General features: G+C 68.9%; 21 protein-coding genes and 1 tRNA gene. 9 read left to right on the forward strand and 13 right to left on the reverse strand.

Translation table 11 applies throughout. The annotated features are described in order from the left end of the window. Positions 1 to 126 precede the first annotated feature (126 nt). On the forward strand, positions 127 to 1,557 hold the full coding sequence (locus tag ACO227_RS10940; RefSeq protein WP_423601880.1) for a hypothetical protein: 1,431 nt from the start codon (positions 127 to 129) through the stop codon (positions 1,555 to 1,557). Positions 1,558 to 1,677: 120 nt separating this feature from the next. Continuing rightward, a complete protein-coding gene (locus ACO227_RS10945) occupies positions 1,678 to 2,868 on the forward strand; it encodes a hypothetical protein (protein WP_423601881.1) in 1,191 nt (396 codons plus the stop codon). A gap of 157 nt (positions 2,869 to 3,025) precedes the next feature. Here the strand turns inward: ACO227_RS10945 and rplL are convergent, their stop codons facing one another. The 11 genes from rplL to ACO227_RS11000 all read right to left on the reverse strand — a co-directional run bounded on the left by rplL (position 3,026) and on the right by ACO227_RS11000 (position 12,081). Continuing rightward, positions 3,026 to 3,403, reverse strand: coding sequence for a 50S ribosomal protein L7/L12 (gene rplL, locus ACO227_RS10950; protein ID WP_423601882.1), 378 nt, complete (start codon positions 3,401 to 3,403; stop codon positions 3,026 to 3,028). A 54-nt stretch (positions 3,404 to 3,457) separates the two neighbouring features. Then, complete coding sequence (rplJ, locus tag ACO227_RS10955; RefSeq protein ID WP_423601883.1) at positions 3,458 to 3,973, reverse strand: 50S ribosomal protein L10; 516 nt, start codon at positions 3,971 to 3,973, stop codon at positions 3,458 to 3,460. 307 nt (positions 3,974 to 4,280) lie between these two features. Further along, the gene (locus ACO227_RS10960) at positions 4,281 to 4,772 is read right to left on the reverse strand and encodes an OmpA family protein (protein WP_423601884.1); all 492 of its coding nucleotides are present in this window, start codon (positions 4,770 to 4,772) and stop codon (positions 4,281 to 4,283) included. 5 nt (positions 4,773 to 4,777) lie between these two features. Further along, the gene (locus tag ACO227_RS10965; RefSeq protein ID WP_423601885.1) at positions 4,778 to 5,995 is read right to left on the reverse strand and encodes a diguanylate cyclase domain-containing protein; all 1,218 of its coding nucleotides are present in this window, start codon (positions 5,993 to 5,995) and stop codon (positions 4,778 to 4,780) included. Continuing rightward, positions 5,992 to 6,507, reverse strand: a complete 516-nt coding sequence (locus ACO227_RS10970; RefSeq protein ID WP_423601886.1) for a YfiR family protein — start codon at positions 6,505 to 6,507, stop codon at positions 5,992 to 5,994. The genes ACO227_RS10965 and ACO227_RS10970 overlap by 4 nt, the downstream gene beginning before the upstream one ends. Positions 6,508 to 6,617: 110 nt before the next feature. Then, complete coding sequence (locus ACO227_RS10975) at positions 6,618 to 6,926, reverse strand: hypothetical protein (RefSeq protein WP_423601887.1); 309 nt, start codon at positions 6,924 to 6,926, stop codon at positions 6,618 to 6,620. Positions 6,927 to 6,988: 62 nt separating this feature from the next. Continuing rightward, positions 6,989 to 8,404: a L,D-transpeptidase family protein gene (locus tag ACO227_RS10980; protein ID WP_423601888.1), complete on the reverse strand. Its 1,416-nt coding sequence runs from the start codon at positions 8,402 to 8,404 to the stop codon at positions 6,989 to 6,991. Between the two features lie 161 nt (positions 8,405 to 8,565). Further along, the gene (locus ACO227_RS10985; RefSeq protein ID WP_423601889.1) at positions 8,566 to 8,886 is read right to left on the reverse strand and encodes a DMT family transporter; all 321 of its coding nucleotides are present in this window, start codon (positions 8,884 to 8,886) and stop codon (positions 8,566 to 8,568) included. 138 nt (positions 8,887 to 9,024) lie between these two features. Next, positions 9,025 to 9,846: a lysophospholipase gene (locus tag ACO227_RS10990; RefSeq protein WP_423601890.1), complete on the reverse strand. Its 822-nt coding sequence runs from the start codon at positions 9,844 to 9,846 to the stop codon at positions 9,025 to 9,027. Positions 9,847 to 9,910: 64 nt separating this feature from the next. Beyond that, on the reverse strand, positions 9,911 to 10,360 hold the full coding sequence (locus ACO227_RS10995; protein ID WP_423607333.1) for a YaiI/YqxD family protein: 450 nt from the start codon (positions 10,358 to 10,360) through the stop codon (positions 9,911 to 9,913). 5 nt (positions 10,361 to 10,365) lie between these two features. Beyond that, positions 10,366 to 12,081: a DEAD/DEAH box helicase gene (locus ACO227_RS11000; protein WP_423601891.1), complete on the reverse strand. Its 1,716-nt coding sequence runs from the start codon at positions 12,079 to 12,081 to the stop codon at positions 10,366 to 10,368. Between the two features lie 152 nt (positions 12,082 to 12,233). Between ACO227_RS11000 and ACO227_RS11005 the strand changes: the two genes are divergently transcribed. From ACO227_RS11005 to ACO227_RS11015, 3 genes are read left to right on the forward strand one after another with little or no spacing between them, the layout of a single operon-like run. Continuing rightward, complete coding sequence (locus ACO227_RS11005; protein ID WP_423601892.1) at positions 12,234 to 12,530, forward strand: plasmid stabilization protein; 297 nt, start codon at positions 12,234 to 12,236, stop codon at positions 12,528 to 12,530. A gap of 11 nt (positions 12,531 to 12,541) precedes the next feature. Then, complete coding sequence (locus ACO227_RS11010) at positions 12,542 to 12,826, forward strand: DUF3175 domain-containing protein (protein ID WP_423601893.1); 285 nt, start codon at positions 12,542 to 12,544, stop codon at positions 12,824 to 12,826. A gap of 17 nt (positions 12,827 to 12,843) precedes the next feature. After that, on the forward strand, positions 12,844 to 13,512 hold the full coding sequence (locus ACO227_RS11015) for a protein-L-isoaspartate(D-aspartate) O-methyltransferase (protein ID WP_423601894.1): 669 nt from the start codon (positions 12,844 to 12,846) through the stop codon (positions 13,510 to 13,512). A gap of 80 nt (positions 13,513 to 13,592) precedes the next feature. Here the strand turns inward: ACO227_RS11015 and rplA are convergent, their stop codons facing one another. Both rplA and rplK read right to left on the reverse strand, forming a co-directional pair. Beyond that, the gene (gene rplA / locus ACO227_RS11020) at positions 13,593 to 14,291 is read right to left on the reverse strand and encodes a 50S ribosomal protein L1 (protein ID WP_423601895.1); all 699 of its coding nucleotides are present in this window, start codon (positions 14,289 to 14,291) and stop codon (positions 13,593 to 13,595) included. A 4-nt stretch (positions 14,292 to 14,295) separates the two neighbouring features. Continuing rightward, positions 14,296 to 14,727 (reverse strand): 50S ribosomal protein L11, encoded by a 432-nt coding sequence (gene rplK / locus ACO227_RS11025; RefSeq protein ID WP_265118833.1) that lies wholly within the window; start codon positions 14,725 to 14,727, stop codon positions 14,296 to 14,298. 210 nt (positions 14,728 to 14,937) lie between these two features. On the opposite strand from rplK, the gene ACO227_RS11030 reads away from it, so the two are divergent. The 4 genes from ACO227_RS11030 (at position 14,938) to secE (ending at position 16,502) form a co-directional block, all read left to right on the forward strand. Next, positions 14,938 to 15,014: transfer RNA gene (locus ACO227_RS11030), tRNA-Trp, on the forward strand. Positions 15,015 to 15,037: 23 nt separating this feature from the next. After that, the gene (locus ACO227_RS11035; protein WP_423601896.1) at positions 15,038 to 15,616 is read left to right on the forward strand and encodes a YqaA family protein; all 579 of its coding nucleotides are present in this window, start codon (positions 15,038 to 15,040) and stop codon (positions 15,614 to 15,616) included. Positions 15,617 to 15,787: 171 nt separating this feature from the next. Beyond that, positions 15,788 to 16,036, forward strand: a complete 249-nt coding sequence (locus ACO227_RS11040; protein ID WP_423601897.1) for a hypothetical protein — start codon at positions 15,788 to 15,790, stop codon at positions 16,034 to 16,036. Positions 16,037 to 16,304: 268 nt separating this feature from the next. Continuing rightward, complete coding sequence (secE, locus tag ACO227_RS11045) at positions 16,305 to 16,502, forward strand: preprotein translocase subunit SecE (protein WP_265118829.1); 198 nt, start codon at positions 16,305 to 16,307, stop codon at positions 16,500 to 16,502. The last annotated feature ends 12 nt before the right edge of the window (positions 16,503 to 16,514 follow it).

The following is a 16,514-nucleotide window of genomic DNA, read 5'->3' on the forward strand; positions in this document are numbered from 1 at the left end:
GCTGTCCCCATATTTTGTTTTGGACGCGCAACGTATTTTCGTCTGGGCGATGACAGTCAACGGCTCGTCGCAATTCTGGCGCGGATTAAGCGGCGAAATCCGGGTTCCATTCATTGACCCCCCGTTATGACCCACCAACCGGACATCGCGCGTCACGCGCATCGCCGGGCGCTCGCGGTGCTGCTTGCCGCCGCTGCCCTCCCTTCCACCGCGCTGGCGCAGGAGACGGTGACTCCACCGACGGTGCCGGCACCGACCGCGCAGACCCCGCCGCCCGCACCTGCTCCCGCACCCGCGCAGACCGGCGAATCCCGCACGCGCATCGCGCCGGGAGTGCTCGAGCAGGCCGAGCAGGAGGCGCAGGAACGCGCCGCCGCGCGCCGCGCCGAACGCGCCGAGGCGCGCCCCTCTCGTCCGGCGCGCCCGACGCGGGCCGTGGAGCGTCCCGAAGCAGCGGCGCGCGCCGAGGCCCCGGTTCAGCGCGCCGCGCCCGAGCCCGCAGCGCCGGTCGCGCCGGAGCCGGCCGCGCCGGTTGCCGCCGCGCCTGAGGTCACGCCGCCGCCCGGGGAGGTCGCCCCGGCGCCCGCCGAGCCGGTGACCACCGCGGAAACCACCGCGACAGAGCCCGCGCCGGTCAACGGGGGCAGCTCGGTGTGGCTGATTCTCGCTGCGCTGGGCCTGGCTGCCGCGGCGTTCGCGGCCTTCCTGCTGCTGCGCCGCCGGCCGCGCGATGAAGAGGTCGCCTATGACTATCGCGCCGCGCCCGAGCCCGTCGCGCCCGTTCGTGATCGTGCGGAGCCCGTGCTCCGGCCCGAGCCGGTTCGCGACGTCCCGGCGGCGGCTGCGCCACGCGCGGCCGATCCGGTCGCGGCCGCGCCGCTGTTCGTGACCAAGCCGGAAACGGCCGGGCTCAACGAAACCGCGCGCCCGCTCGACGAGACGCCGGCCCGGCCTGCCCGGAAGACCGATGACGTGCAGCCCGCGCTGGAGAATGCCGAACTGGTCACGCCCGATTCAGCGGATATCGATGCGGTGCTCGGCGGTGCGAAGCAGCATGGCGGACGCCCGCAGCTCGAGCTCGCGATGCGGCCGACCCAGGCTGGGATGAGCAGCCGCGGCGCGACGGTCGCGTTCGAGCTCACCGTCGCCAATGCCGGCGACACGCCCGCGGAGGACGTGCGGATCGGCGCGTTCATGCTGGGCGACAATGCCGCGGCGTCGTCGGAGATCGAGCGCCTGCTGACCAATCCGCCGGCCGGTCATGTCGTTCCGGCCGAACGCATCGAGCCGGGCGACGGCAAGCGGCTCAATGCGTCGGTCCTGCTGCCGCGCCAGCAGGTCGACGCGGTCGCGGGGGACAGCCATGACTTCACGCCGGTGCTGGTCGCCGACGCGCGCTACCGCCTGCCCGACGGCAGCGAGGGGCGTACCGCCGCCGCGTTCACCATCGGGCGCGTGAATGGCGGCGAGCAGCTCGTTCCTATCGCGCTCCAGGACGATCCGGCAATCTATGCCGACATCGAAGCGCGACTTCATAGCGTGCCCGCCAAGGTCTGAATGGCGAGAGCGCGCTGCCCGTCCCGCCGCCGGTCGCACGGTGGGACGGGCCTTGTTTGAGGCCGGCTGCACGCATTTTTTGGTGCCCCGGTTCATGTCCGTCATGCTAACGCGCCGCGCGTGACCGTGTTTACCCTTCGCGCGAGCGCCGCGCTGATCCCCTTCGTGCTTCTCGCCGCGCCGGCCGCCGGGCAGGACAGCCAGGCGCCGGTCGTCATAACGCCGCCGGTGGGCGACTTCAGCCTGCCCCCGTCCGGCCAGACGCCGACGCCGCGGCCGACGGCGGCACCGACGCCCGCGCCGACCTCGGCGCCGGTCGTCCAGCCGATCCCGATCCCGATCCCGACACCAACACCCGCCGTGCCGCCGCGTGCGAGGGCACCGCGTCCGGCCCAGCCGCCTGCGGCAGCTGTCGTGCCGTCTCCAACGGCGGCCACGCCGACGCCGGCGCCTTCGCAGAGCCCGTCGCCGGCCGTGCCGGCACCGGTTCAGCCAACACCAGCGTCGAGCGCGACCGCTACCCCCGTTGCGGATCCGGGTCTTCCGGACTGGTTCTGGCCGGCGCTTGGCGGTGTGGTGCTGCTCGTCGCCGGCGGGCTGGCGGGCTGGTGGATCGGACGGCGGCGGCGCGCGCGCGAGGATGCGATCGAAGACGAGGTGGGGGTCGCTCCGTCTCCGCCAGCCGCGCCGCCGGCACCGACGCCCGGCCCGCCGCCGCTCGCGCGCAAGACGCCGTCTGCCGCATCCGTGCCGCAAGCATCACCAGCGCCCGTCGCGGCAGCGCCGGTCGCGCCAGTGGCGCCGCCCGAGGGACCGCTCGTGGCGGAGATCCGGCCGCTGCGCGCGGCGATCCGCGATGGCCAGGTGACGCTCGACTTCGAGCTGTTCGTGCAGAATCGCGGACACGAACCGGCGGACAATATCCGCGCGGTGCTCGCGCTGCTCGGCGCCAATGCCGAGCAGGATGCGCAGATCGCGCGCTTCCATTCGGCGGCGCGCCTCGCCACGGGGTCGGAGCCGTTCAGCGTCGCGCCGGGCGCGGTGCATAAGCTCGATGCGCAGGTCAGCCTGCCCGGCGATCAGGTTCCCGTCGTGAACGTGCAGGGCAGGGCGATGTTCGTGCCGATCATCCCGCTGGCGCTCAAATGGTATGCCGGCCTCAGCATCCGCACGCTGCGCGACAGCTTCATGATCGGCACCGCGCCGGCGCCGGGCGGCGACAAGCTCGGTCCGCTCTGGGTCGAGCGCGCGGCGAGCGGGTTCGGGCAATTGGCAGCGAAGCGCTATGTGCCGAAGGTCGTCAACGCCTGAGCCGGTGTCGGCGGACCGCGCCGCCTCCAGATCGACACGACAACGAAAAGGGGCGGCCCGTTGCCGGACCGCCCCCTTCACTAGCAAGCGTAGCGCTCGCCGAACGAGATCCCCGCCTGCGCGAGGATGAGTCCCGTGCGCCTTGCGGCGCTCAGGCTCACTTGATCTCGACGGTCGCGCCGGCTTCCTCGAGCTGCTTCTTGAGCTTCTCGGCCTCGTCCTTCGACACGCCTTCCTTGACGGGCTTCGGCGCGCCCTCGACCAGGGCCTTCGCCTCGGTCAGGCCGAGCTGCGTGATCGCGCGGACTTCCTTGATGACGTTGATCTTCTTGCCACCGTCGCCGGTGAGGATCACGTCGAACTCGGTCTTCTCTTCCGCGGCCGGGGCAGCGGCGCCGGCACCGCCAGCGGCGGCAACGGCGACAGGAGCGGCGGCGGTGACGCCCCACTTCTCTTCGAGGAGCTTCGAGAGCTCCGCGGCTTCGAGGACGGTCAGCTCGGAGAGCTGGTCAACAAGAGCGTTCAGGTCAGCCATGATAGTTTCCTTTGGTCAGATTGGTTCGAAAATGTTCGCGAAAGAACGCCGCCGTCAGGCGGCCTCCTTCTCCGCATATGCCTTGAACACGCGGGCGAGCTGGGCCGCCGGTGCCTGGGTGACGGCCGCGAGCTTCGACGCCGGGGCCTGAAGCAGGCCGACGATCTTGCCGCGCAGTTCGTCGAGCGAAGGCAGCGATGCGAGCGCCTTCACGCCTTCCGCGTCGAGCAGCTGAGTCCCCATCGCGCCGCCGACGATCTCGATCTTGTCGTTCGTCTTGGCGAACTCGGCGACCACCTTGGCGGCGGCGACCGGGTCGGTCGAAGTGGACAGCGCCGTCGGACCCACGAGCAGGTCCGCAAGCACCGAATAGTCGGTGCCCTCGATCGCGATCTTGGCAAGGCGGTTCTTCGCGACCTTGTAGCTCGCCCCGGCTTCGCGCGCCTTGTTGCGGAGGTCCGTCGACTGCTTGACGGTCATCCCGAGGTTGCGGGTGACGACCACCACGGCGACCTCGTTGAAGGTGCGGTTCAGCTCGGCAACGGCTTCGGTCTTCTGAGCACGATCCATGCCGGTCTCCTCAAATAACCCCAACCCAAATGGTTGGAGCCGGTTACGCCGAGGGACGGGCGGATGCCCGACCCCCTCGTCCGAGGGGCATGATCGTCAGGGCCGGACTGCACCGGCGGGCTGACCCGGACACTCCATCGCACGGAAGGACCCGGTATAAATCTCTGTCCCCGTCTTGGCGGGAGATTAAGCCCCGGGTTCGAACCGGGGCACCCACTGTCTCGGACGGCACGCATGACCGGACGAGCCGGCCAAGCGAAGGCGCGCCAATAGCGGCTATGCGGGGAAAGTCAACCGCGCCTTGCGCTCAGGGCGCGGTGATCAGAATGACGACGCGGCGGTTCTCGCGGCGACCGGCGGTGGTGCCATTGTCCTCGATCGGGAAGCGCTCGCCCAGGCCGGCGGTGGAGACGCCGGCCGCCGGAAAGCCCGCGCTCACCAGCACCTGCGCGACGGTCGCCGCGCGGCGTTCGGACAGGCGCTGGTTATGCTCGGCGCTGCCGGTATCGTCGGCATGGCCCTCGACCGCGGCGTGGCGGATGCCGACGCCGAGCAACCGCTCGGCGACCCCGCGGATCCGCGCCGACTGATCGGGAAGCACTGCGCTCTCGTCGGTCGCGAACAGCAACCGGTCGTTGATGCTGAACTCCCAGCCGCGCTGGGTCTCGGCGAACCCTTCGGAGGTCAGCACCGCGAGCTGCGCGCGCGTGAAGCGCGAGCCGTTCTTCGACATCTGGCACCCGCCCAGGACGAGCGCGAGAAGGGCGAGCAGCAGGCCGGTACGCATGAACGAGAACATGATTCTCAGCCTCCCTGAGTCTGCGTGCGATTGGAATCCTTGCTCGCGTACATCGCCGCGTCGGCGTGGTTGACCAGCGCGGTGAGATCGCGGCCGTCGATCGGATAGATCGCCGTACCGAGGCTGAGGCGCATCGCGAACGCCTCGCCCGAGGGAAGCTGGATCGGCTCGGCCATGCGCGCGGCGATCTCGCTCGCCACTCGCTCGGCCGCGTCGCTGCCGCTGGGCGCGGCGAGCAGGATCGCGAACTCGTCGCCGCCGAGCCGCGCCGCTATGTCGCGCGCGCGCAGGCAGCTGCGGATCCGTGCCGCGACCTCGATCAGCACGATGTCGCCGGCAGCATGGCCGTGGCGGTCGTTGACCTGCTTGAAGCCGTCGCCATCGGCGTAGAGCAGCACGAAGCTCGCGTCGCCGGCGCGTGCCTCCGCGATCATCTCCGCGCCCCTGCGCTCGAAGTTGGTGCGGTTGGGCAGGCCGGTGAGCGCGTCGTGGCTCGCCTTGTGGCTCAGCGTCTCGTTCTCGCGGCGCATGTGCTGGCGCCAGTCGGTGAGCTCGGCGATCAGCGCGTTGAAATCGGTGCGCAGCGTCTCGACCTCGCGGATCGAAGCGGGCGGCACGCGGCGGTCGAGCGCTTCCTCGCGGCGGAAGGCGTGCGCGACCTCGGCGATCGCGTTGAGCGGCACGACGATCTCGGCGCGGAGCCGGCGCGAAAGCATATAGGCGGCGATCCCGGTGATCACCAGGCAGACCAGGGTACCGAGGAAGCCGTCGCGGATATAGGCGGCGATCGCGCTGCCCTCGCCGCGTACGCGGATCGTGCCGATTCGCCGGCCGAGATGGGTAACCGGTTCCTCGATCGGCGCCGCGAAGAACAATCGGTCGGCGATCATCCGTGCCAGCGAGGCATCGTCGCCCTGCCGGTCGACCGTGGCGAGCGGCGTGCCGTCCTCGCGCAGCACCACGATCTCCGCGACGCCCGATTCCAGCATCGGCATGATGCTCTGCTGCGCGGCCGCCGGATCGTCGAACACCAAAGCCGGCGCTGCGCTGTACCCGGCCGAGCGGCCGATTAGGTGCAGATTCTGCCCGGCATAAGCGCCGATCGCCGCGAAGCCGGCGAGCAGCACGGTGAGCCCCGTCAAACCGACCGCGAACAGCGTGACGCGCAGATGGATGCGCGCGAGCACGCGGCGCAGCGTCGGCAGGCGGTCGGCATCGCTCATCGCGCGCCTCCCTCGGGCAAAGCGATGCGCAGCACGCGCGGGTCGATCCGCACCCCGCTGCGCGACACCGCGTCGATGCTGAGGCGGAAGCCGATCCGGTCGGACAGCACCTGCAGGCAGAAGATCGTGCCGCCGCGGCACTCGGGATCGGCCTCGGCGATCGACAGGACCGGGCGGTCGCGGATCGAGCGCATCACGCGCTGGCGGTCGCCGGCCCCCATCGCGCCGAGATAGAGCACGTCGCAATCCTGCGCCGGATTGCCCGGCGGCAGGCGCCGCGCTTCCACCTGTCGTCCGACCATATTGTCGATGCGGTCGAGGCCGGCAGCATGGGCGGTGGCGCCGCTGACGCAGATGTGGAGCACGGCGCGCTCGACCGGCCAGCGCGTGTAGCTGATCATACCGCCCACGGTGCGGGCGACCGCGGCGTCATGCTGGCCCGGCGCCACGCGCGTATCGGCCACCAGGCCGGTCGAACTGACACTTGCACTCCCGATCAGGAGCGCCACCATGAACGCCACGCCATATCCCCCGAGCGGCGATCGTTTCCGCTCCAAACCATGGCTATGGCGCTAGCGCATCGAGCCTCGATTGGCCAGTTTTTCATTAACCATGCGGAATGTCAGTCGGCGGGCACGGCCTCGTTCGACGCTTCCTCGCGCGGCAGACGCGCGGTCATGCCGACGGCGTCGGCGTCGTCCTGCACCTGCTCATCGGTCGGGCGATCGTCCTCGACGACCGGCGTCGGCGAGGGCGTGGGCGACGGCGTCGGCTCCGGCTCGACGAAGTTCTGGACCGGCGCCTCGTCGATCACCTCGACCACATTCTCGGTCTCGTTGGCGGCCGGCGCGGGTTCGTCCGACCCGCCCGAGCAGGCCGCGAGCGTCGCGGCGGCGAGAAGGCTTGCGGCGAGGGAAAGGCGACGGTTCATGCGGTTCTCCTTTTGTTGGTTCAGCAAGCTGCACGGCGCTTCAGCAAAGCTGAAGCCAAACTCTAACGCGCGGCGAGGGCCTGGGCAGCCGAGCGCTTCTCGATCTTGGTCGCGAGCGTCTTGTCCCAGCCATAGGGGTCGCCACGGAAGTTCATGGTGCCGTTGCTGCTGGCGTAAGCGGTCCAATACAGCAGATAGACCGCGACCTGGCTGGGCAGGCCGGCGCGCACGGTATCGCCCTTGGCCAGCGCCTCGTCGATCGCCTCGGGGGTCCACTCGGCGCTGCCCTCGAGCAGCAGGCGGGCGAGGTCGGCCGGGCGCTCGAGCCGGATGCAGCCATGCGAGGCGAGCCGGTCGTAGCGCGAGAAGGTGCCCTTGGTCGGCGTGTCGTGCAGATAGACGGCGAACGGATTGTTGAAGTCGAACTTGTACTTGCCGAGCGCCGAATGCGACGGCTGCTGTTGCAGGCGGCGACTGGCACCGGTGCCGATCACCTTGAAGCCGTTGCGCGCGAGATAGGCGGCGCCCTTGGGAAACAACTCCTTGGCGGCGATGCCGGCGGGCACGTTCCATGGCGGGTTGAGCACCACCGAGTGGATGGTCGACTGGAGCATCGGCGTCTCGCCGCCGCCAGGCTTGCCGGTGACGCCGCGCATCGACATGACCGGGCGGTCGCCCTCGAACACAGCGACCTGCGCCGCAGCGATGTTCACCTGGATGCGGTCGGTGGGCATCGTCTTGGGCATCCAGCGCCAGCGCTCCATGTTGGCCATGATCTGGCGGATGCGGCTGGAGACGGGGACGTTGAGCGCGGCGAGCGTGCCGGTGGAGACCACGCCGGTCGGTGCGAGGCCGTAGCGGCGCTGGGCGCGGACCACAGCTTCCTTGAGCGCGGCGTCGAACTTGTCGCCCGCGCCGCTGACTTCCCCATCCTCGACCGCGAGACGCGCGCGCAGCGCGGCGACGCGGGCGCCGCTCGACCCGACCGAGAGATCCGGGCCGGCCGGAATGCTGCTCCAGCCGCCGGCGATTTCGATCCGGCGATAGCGGGCGAGGCCCTTGCGGAGATTGTCATAGCCCTCATAGGGCGGAGTCAGGTTGGCGAACCATTGCGGGATGCGGTTGTCGGCAACCGCCTTGGCGAAGCCGGGAAGCGGGTCCCATGCCGCCGGGCGCAGCGCCCAATCCTCCTGGAAATCGGCGGCGTCGAGCCGGCCGATATGGATCGCACGGGCATAGTCGAGTGCGGTGCGCACCAGGCCCTGGTCGTCGGCGGGAAGCACCTCCGCCTCGGCGGTCGAGTAGCGTAGGCCCTGGGCGATGCGGCCCTGGACGATCAGGCGGCGGACCTGATCGGCCTGTTCGGCGCTGAGCGTCGGCAGCGGCACCTGGATTGGCGCGATCTGCACTGGCGCGGGCTGGGGCGCGTTCTGCGCAGGCGCCGGAATGGTGCTTGTCGCCGGCGGCGGCGCGGTCACCTGCTGCGCGAGCGCAGGCGCGGCGGTTGCGAGGGCAAGCAGAGGCAGCGCCGCAATACCACGCGGCCGCGATCGTTTGGACATCGAGAGCAGTTTCCCTTTCACCGGACCCGGATGATAGAGGCGGTGCCCGCGAAAGTCACCCGTTCGCGGGCGGAAAGTCACGTCGGAGCGAAGAACTTGGTCCCGCCGACGCCGATTATGGTGAGCGCCATGAACCCCGCCTGGAGCGGCGACACGCGGTCGCCGAAGAGCATGATCCCTGCGAGGATCACGCCGACCGCGCCGAGCCCGGTCCAGATCGCATAGGCGGTGCCCGCGGGCAGGTCGCGCATCGCCAGCGCGAGCAGGCCCATGTTGACGAAGCTGAGCGTTATGGGGACCGCCGACGCCTGCCACGTCGCTGCGCCGGCCGCCCATTTGAGGCTGAGCGCCCAGATGATTTCAGTAATGACGGCGATGCCGAGGATGAGCCACGCCATGAGACCTCCGGTCTGTCGCGGGCTCGAAATGACATGCGCGGGCCGGAAACCCGAAAGAGGCGGCACATGGCGCCGGTCCGCGACCGGCGGCAGGCCGCGCATGTGGCGGCGCGGGCGGCCGCCGTCAATGCTCCGGTTTCAGAGCCGGGCGTCGAGCCAGGCGCGGATGTCGGCCATCACCTCTTCCTTGCCGGTGTCGGCCAGCAGGTCGTGATAATGCCCTTCGTAGAGCTTGAGCGTCTTGTCGGTCGATCCGGCATTGTCGAAGAAGAACTGGCTGCCTGCGGGCAGCGTGGCGTGATCCTCGGTCCCGTGGATGATCAGCACGGGGAGGGTGAGGCGCCCGAACGAGATCTCCAGCGTCTTGTCGGCCTTCCACATCTCGCCGACGGTCCTGGCGGGCTGGTTCTCGTCGGCGATCAGCGGATCGGCGTTCATCATCGCCACCCAGGCGGGGTCGCGCGAGAACTCCTCGTTCTTGAGTTTGAGCACCTTGAGCCGCGGGAAGGGGCCGCTCAGCCATTGCAGCAGGTTGAGCACCAGCCGCGGCGCGGGCACGCGGAAGGCGAAGCTGTGGCAGATCAGCCCCTTGAGCTCGCTCTGGTGGCGCAACGCGTAGCTGGTCGCGATCACGCCGCCGGCGCTGTGGCCGATCAGGAAGACGGGCAGGCCGGGATGATCGGCACGCGCACGGTCGAAGGCGAGCTGGAGATCGGACAGATATTTGTCGAAATCGTCGACGAAGAAGCGCTCGCCGTCCGACTTGCCGCGCCCGCGCAGATCGACGGCGTAGCAGGCGAAGCCGGCGGCGGCGAATTGCTCGGCGGCCCAGGCGAGATGGGCGCCGTGCGCGTTGAACCCGTGCTGGAGCACCATCACCGCGCGGGGCATCCCGTTCGCGGGCCAGCTATGCAGGTTGATGCCAGTGCCGTCGTGGTGGGTGATCCGCTCTTCGGTCATGCGCGCCTCCGGATTGGTGGCGCGTGATTATCACGGATTCGCAACGAGAACGAATGCGTTCTCGTCACGCACCGCGCGCGAGCCGCACCAGCGCCTCATCGAGTGCGGAGAGGAAGCGCGAACGGTCTTCCTTGCGGAATGGCGGCGGCCCGCCGAGCTGGTCGCCGCCCGCGCGCAGGTCCGCCATGATCGCGCGCGTCGCGATCGCGGCGCCGATCGAGCTGGTGGTGAAGGGCTTGCCGTTGGGCGCCAGCACCGTCGCGCCGGCCTTGAGGCAGCGGTCGGCGAGCAGAATGTCGGCAGTGATCACTACCGTCTTTGCGCCGGCTTGTTCGGCGATCCAGTCGTCCGCCGCGTCGAACCCGTCGGATACCACCTCGCGCGCGATCAACGGGTGATCGGGGATGCGGATGAAGGCGTTGGCGACGATCGTCACCCGCACCTCGCGCCGCCACGCGACCTTGTACACCTCGTCCTTCACCGGACAGGCGTCGGCGTCGACCAGGATGCGCAGCGAACTCAGCCCTTGTTCCTCGGCGGCTTGCCGCGATGCGCCTTGGCCGGATGCGCGCGATGGACCGCCCGGTCGTGGCTACGTGGCTTGTGATGGCGTGGCGCGTGATCGCCGCGCGTGCCGGGCGGGGGCGGGCCGTCGGCGAGTTCGATGAGCACGCCGTCCTCGTCCTGCGCGGCGGACTTGGCGACCGCCTTGGCGAAGCGATCGGCGAGCGTGCGCGGCACCTGGAAGCGAGTCTCGCCGGCGCCGATGCGGATCGCGCCGATCTCGGACTTGGTGACGTGCCCGCGGCGGCAGATCAGCGGCAGGATCCAGCGCGGATCGGCATTCTGGCGGCGGCCGATATTCATGCGGAACCACACGACGTCGTCGAAACCGGGGCGGTGGACGACGCCGCGCTGCTCGGCCGGGCTGCGGTCGATCAGCTCCTCGGGAGCGGGCATCGACGCGCGGTACGCCTGGACCAGCGCGGCGGCGATCTCGAGCGGTGACTTTTCGGCGAGCAGCGCCTCGGCGATCTCGCGATCATCGTCCTCGATCTCGATCGTCGCGGTGAGCTTGGCCATCAGCCGCTCGCGGTCCTTGGCGCGGATATCCTCGACGCTCGGCACCGGCAGCCATTCCGCGGCGATTCGCGCCTGCTTGAGCGTCATCTCGACCCGGCGTCGGCGCGGATAGGGAACGATGAGCACAGCGGTGCCCTTCTTCCCCGCACGGCCGGTGCGGCCGGAGCGGTGCTGGAGCGTCTCGGCGTCGCGCGGCAGCTCGACATGGATGACGAGCGTAACAGTGGGCAGGTCGATGCCGCGCGCGGCAACGTCGGTGGCGACGCACACGCGCGCGCGGCGGTCGCGCAACGCCTGCAGCGCGGCGTTGCGCTCGTTCTGGCTATGCTCGCCAGACAGGGCGACGGCGGCGAACCCGCGCTCGGTCAGCCCCGCATGGAGGTGGCGGACATTGTCGCGCGTCGCGCAGAACAGGATCGCGGTCTCTGCCTCGTGGAAGCGCAGCAGGTTGATCACCGCATGCTCGATATCGGCGGGGGCGACGGCGATCGCCTGATAGCTGATGTCGCCATGGCCGCGTTCCTCGCCGACGGTCGAGATGCGGTGCGCGTCGCGCTGATAGCGCTTGGCAAGCGCGACGATCGGCTTGGGCATCGTCGCCGAGAAGAGCAGCGTGCGGCGCTCGGCCGGGGTCGCGTCGAGCAGCGCTTCGAGCTCCTCGCGAAAGCCCATGTCGAGCATCTCGTCGGCCTCGTCGAGCACGGCGACGCGCGCCTGCGACAGATCGAGTGCGCCGCGCTCGACATGGTCGCGCAGGCGGCCGGGCGTGCCGACGACGATGTGCGTTCCGTGACTGAGGGTGCGGCGCTCGCGCGACGGATCCATGCCGCCTACGCAGGTGGCGACTCGCGCGCCGGCTGCGGCATAGAGCCAGGTCAGCTCCTTGGCGACCTGCAACGCCAGCTCGCGGGTCGGTGCGATGACGAGGGCGAGGGGCAGCCCCGGAGCGGGAAGGGCGCCGTCCTCGAGCAGCTCGTCGGCCATGGCGAGGCCGAAGGCGACGGTCTTGCCCGAGCCGGTCTGGGCGGAAACGAGCAGGTCGCGGTCTCTGGCGGCGTCTTCGGTGACGGCCGCCTGCACCGGAGTCAGGTCGGAATAGCCGCGCGCGGCCAGCGCCTCGGCGAGGCTGGTGGGGAGGTTGGTAAAGGTCATGCAGCTCACGTGTCGTCGCGCGGCCAACGGGGCCCGGCGCGGGTAAGCGCGGCCCTCTAGCGCATTTTGCTGCGGTTGGCGAGGGCGGCGGTTGAACCTCGCCCGCCGCCGCTCGTTTCTTGCGGGTGCGGGGCGGCGTGTGGAGACGGATCATGCCCCAGGGCGACAAGGACAAGTACACCGACAAGCAGAAGCGCAAGGCCGAGCATATCGAGGAAGGTTACGAGGATCGCGGCGTTTCCAGCAAGGAAGCCGAGCGCCGCGCCTGGGCCACGGTGAACAAGGAATCGGGCGGCGGCAACAAGTCCGGATCGGGCCGCGGCAGGAAGGACACCCACGAAAGTGCGCGCAAGGGCGGCCGCAGGGGCGGGTCGAGCCAGAGCACGGCGAGTCGTTCGGCCGCGGCGAAGAAGGGCTGGGAGACGCGGCGCAAGCGCGGCAACGCCTGAGGACCCAGCCGATGCCAAAGGAGAAATGGTCGCAGGAGGTGACCGAGCATTCGGACGCGCTCGACCTGGAGGCGGGCGTGTTCACCAAGAACGATCCCGGCGAGATCGCCAAATCGCTCAAACGCTCGGCCGAGCACAGCACGCGCCGCAAGGGAACGGTGCTGCAATCGGCGATGGGGATGCTGACCTTCTACATCAATCGCGCGGGCGACAATCTGTCGAAGGCGGATCGGGACAGGCTCGAGAAAGCCAAGGACGAGCTTCGCGCGCTGTTCGAGGAGAAGGAGCGGGCGTGAGTGCCCGGCGATGCGCGATGACTGCGACCGAGGCGCAGCGCGAGACGATGGTCGAACAGCAGATCGCCGGGCGCGGCATTTCCGACGCGGCGCTGCTGGATGCGATGCACAAGGTGCCGCGCGAGGCGTTCGTGCCCGACGCCGTGCGTGAATTCGCCTATGAGGATTCGCCGCTGCCGATCGAGGCCGGGCAGACCATCTCCCAGCCCTATATCGTTGCGTTGATGATCGAGGCGGCCCGGATCGGGTCAACGGATCGCGTGCTCGAAATCGGGCTGGGCTCGGGCTATGCGGCGGCGGTGATGAGCCGGATCGCCGGCCAGGTCTGCGCGATCGATCGGCATGCCGAGCTTACCGCCTTAGCGCTCGGGCGGATGGTACGGCTCGGCTATGACAATGTCGCGATCCGCACGGCTGACGGCACCGCCGGCTGGCCCGAACGCGCGCCGTTCGATGCGATTCTGGTCGCCGCGGGCGGGCCCGAACTCCCCGCGCCGCTGTGCCGTCAGCTTGCGATCGGCGGGCGGCTGGTGATGCCGGTGGGAGACATCGAGGAACAGCGCCTGATGCGCGTGACGCGGGCGACGGCGGGCAGCTTCGAGTCCGAGGATCTGGGCGCGGTGCGCTTCGTCCCGCTGGTCGGCGCGCATGGCTGGACGCGCGAAGGGGAGGCCATGCCGGAGTAGCACGGGTCAGGCCGCAACGCGACGCAACGAAAAAGGGCCGGACTTGCGCCCGGCCCCCTTCGTTTCGCGCGAGGCGAGGATCAGATCGTCGACACGTCGGCGACGTCGACCTTCACCCCCGGGCCCATCGAGGACGAGACCGCGACCTTGCGCAGATACTTGCCCTTGGCGCCCGCGGGCTTGGCCTTGACCACCGCATCGACCAGCGCGTCGAAGTTCGCGCGCAGGTCCTCCGCCGGGAACGACGCCTTGCCGATGCCCGAGTGGATGATGCCGGCCTTCTCGACGCGATACTCGACCTGACCGCCCTTGGCGGCCTTGACCGCTTCGGCGACATTCATGGTGACGGTGCCGAGCTTCGGGTTCGGCATCAGGCCCTTGGGGCCCAGCACCTTGCCGAGGCGGCCGACCAGGCCCATCATGTCCGGGGTCGCGATGCAGCGGTCGAAGTCGATCTTGCCGCCCTGCACGATCTCGAGCAGGTCTTCGGCGCCCACGACGTCCGCGCCGGCTTCCCTGGCTTCGTCAGCCTTGGCGCCCTTGGCGAACACGCCCACGCGCACGGTCTTGCCGGTGCCCTTGGGCAAAGTCACCACGCCGCGGACCATCTGGTCGGCGTGACGCGGATCGACGCCGAGGTTCAGCGCGACCTCGATCGTCTCGTCGAACTTGGCGGTGGCGTTGGTCTTGGCCAGCGCGATCGCCTCGTCGACGGTGTACAGCTTCTCGCGGTCGACCGCGGTCGCCATGGCCTGCGCCTTCTTCGTCAGCTTCGCCATGTGATCAGCCCTCCACCACTTCGAGGCCCATCGAGCGGGCGCTGCCTTCAAGGATGCGAGTCGCGGCGTCGATGTCGTTCGCGTTCAGATCCTTCATCTTGGTCTCGGCGATGGCCGACAGCGCCGAGCGCTTGATCGTGCCCGCCTTCACCTTGCCCGGCTCCTTCGAGCCCGACTTGAGGTTCGCGGCCTTCTTGATGAGGTAGGTCGCCGGCGGCTGCTTCGTCTCGAACGAGAAGCTGCGGTCGGCATAGACGGTGATGATGGTGGGGAGGGGGGTGCCCTTCTCCTGGCCATCGGTCGCCGCGTTGAACGCCTTACAGAATTCCATGATATTGACGCCGCGCTGACCCAGAGCAGGGCCGATCGGCGGCGACGGATTGGCGGCGCCCGCAGGCACCTGGAGCTTGATATAGCCCGTGATCTTCTTAGCCATGTTTCACTCTCTAGCTGGCCAGGTCGCCCCGGCCGGTTCAAGTTTAGCGGTTCATGCGCCCCGGATAGAATCCGGGGCTCCCGCAGATTTCCAACGCTGTCGCTCTGGAAGGCGGCGCGCATAGCGCCCGCATGCGTGAAAGGCAAGCATGAAGGCGTGATACGGCCCCTTGCCCCGCCCGGGAAGCGCGGCTAAAGCGCTGCACCGCACAGGGGTGTAGCTCAGCTGGTTAGAGCGTCGGTCTCCAAAACCGAAGGCCCTCGGTTCGAATCCGAGCTCCCCTGCCATCCTCGCCTAAGGTGTCCCCCGCATGTTCCGCGCGTTGTACGACTGGACGCTGAGGCTTGCCGGTCACCGCCATGCCGACCGCTACATGGCCGCGGTGTCGTTCGCCGAATCGAGCTTCTTCCCGATCCCGCCCGACGTGATGCTGGTGCCGATGATCCTGGCGCGGCGCGAAAAGGCGTACTGGATCGCGACGATCTGCACGATCTCTTCCATCCTCGGCGGCATGTTCGGCTATGCGATCGGCTATTTCCTCTACGAGAGCGTCGGCCAGTGGCTGATCAGCATCTACGGCCTCGCCGGCAAGATGGACCAGTTCCGCCAATGGTATGCCGAATGGGGCGCGGCGATCATCCTGATCAAGGGGCTGACCCCGATCCCGTTCAAGCTCGTCACCATCGCCAGCGGTCTCGCCGAGTTCAACTTCGCGATCTTCGTCGTCACCGCTGCGATCACCCGCGGCGCGCGCTTCTTCCTGGTCGCGTTCCTGCTCAAGAAGTTCGGCGCGCCGGTGCAGAAGGTGATCGAGGAGCGTCTCAACCTGATCGGCTGGATCGTGCTGGCGGCGCTGATCGGCGGCTTCGCGGTGGTCGCGCTGATCTAATCCAGGTTAACGCGCATGCAGCGATTTGCGCTCCCGCGTGCAACCCGGAATGTGAAATTTTCGTTACGATTTCCGTGATTTTCCTGCCCTGCAGCGAATTATTGCACTTGCGAAATCGGATGGGGGCGCCTATCTCTTCGATGCCTTTGCGCAAATCGAAGGGGAAGTAACGTGTTCAAGAAGATTGCCCTTACCGTGGCAGCTTCGACGATGGCGCTGAGCGGTGTCGCTCACGCTTCGGCGGCGCAGTCGCTCAGCCTGAAGAACGTCCGCGCCGCGACCGCGACGTCCAACTCGAACGAAGCTGCTGGTGCCATCAGCCCGCTGTTCATCATCGGCGGCATCGTCGCCGTGCTCGTGGTCCTCGAGGTCACCGGCGCGATCGACATCATTAGCGACGACGATCCCGACAGCCCCTAAGCTGTCCGGCGATCATCGCCACAGATTACGGAAAATGGCGGCTTCGGCCGCCATTTTTTGTTGCGTGCGGCCGTTCGTGCCGGCCGTACCGTCCGGTGCTGGGGGATCCCGGCACCCGCCGCGCGCATCAGCCCTTGCCCCGTGCCGGGCAAGTCGCTAGATACCGGCCCCAATCCGACAGCGTGGGTGGGTCTCGCCGGGTTCCTCGAGGAGGAGCCGGGCGGCGGAACCTGTCCCGCGATCGGGCAACCAATTTGCGAGGCAACAGGTGGCCAAGACCAGTCCGCTCGAATTCATGCGCCAGGTGCAGGCAGAGACCCGCAAGGTCGTCTGGCCGACGCGCCGCGAGACCATCATGACCGCGGTGATGGTGCTGATCATGGCGTCGCTGCTCGGCATCTTCTTCTTCGGGGTCGACCGGCTGTTCGGCGCGATCGTGAACTTCCTCCTCGGCCTTGCCGCATAACAGAGCCAAAGA

Source organism: Sphingomonas sp. MS122 (assembly GCF_049532975.1).
Lineage (GTDB): Bacteria > Pseudomonadota > Alphaproteobacteria > Sphingomonadales > Sphingomonadaceae > Sphingomonas.